Source organism: Rugamonas violacea, assembly GCF_016461825.1.
Lineage (GTDB): Bacteria > Pseudomonadota > Gammaproteobacteria > Burkholderiales > Burkholderiaceae_D > Rugamonas.
In genome coordinates this window covers 1-604 of sequence record NZ_JAEMNU010000041.1, presented here as the reverse complement: position 1 = coordinate 604, position 604 = coordinate 1, and the positions used below count along the sequence as shown (strand labels likewise).

Genomic DNA, 604 nt, shown 5'->3' with positions numbered 1-604 from the left:
TCGAATGTCTTTCGCTTTCTTGTTGCCATGTATCACTCCTCAGATGGTGGATTTTCCACCTATTGAGGTGTCCAGGCAAATTAGACCACAGCAAACAGCCTTCGCAGCAGTGGTTGATGTTGCTACATTTTTTGCGGCTTCGCTGGAGTCTTGAATAATCTTTACGAGCCTCTCGATTTTCCGAACCTTACCTGTGCTGCCGATTCCGCCACCCACAAAATTTGACAACACCTCGCCAGCTATTTTCCCTAAAGCTACGCCATCTCCCTTTTCATACGCTGCAGCCAAGGCCTCACGCGACTCTGCTCGGGCGTTTTCTATTATTTCAATCCAAAGCGATGGGCTACCTCCTACCTTAATGACGCCATCAATTGCACTGTCTAATTTCGCCTGAGCCTGTTCGTCTCCAAGATTTGCCTTAAAAGTAATGACAACACCGTCCATAAGCCCAACCAAACCACCGATGACACCATCCTTCAATCCGACAAGCGTTCCGTTTGTACGATCTAGGTGTTTAGATTCGTGTGATTATGCACCTTTCCGTAGCTGGCCCCTCTTCAAGGCACGGCACGTTTTGAGTACACTTATCCATCCCAACGATTCG

Annotated in this window: 1 protein-coding gene; it reads right to left on the bottom strand. The window is 48.0% G+C overall.

Annotated features, from left to right (window positions below; genetic code table 11):
• Window positions 1-39: 39 nt before the first annotated feature.
• On the bottom strand, window positions 40-480 hold the full coding sequence (locus tag H7U20_RS10005; protein WP_199759014.1) for a hypothetical protein: 441 nt from the start codon (window positions 478-480) through the stop codon (window positions 40-42).
• Window positions 481-604 lie beyond the last annotated feature (124 nt).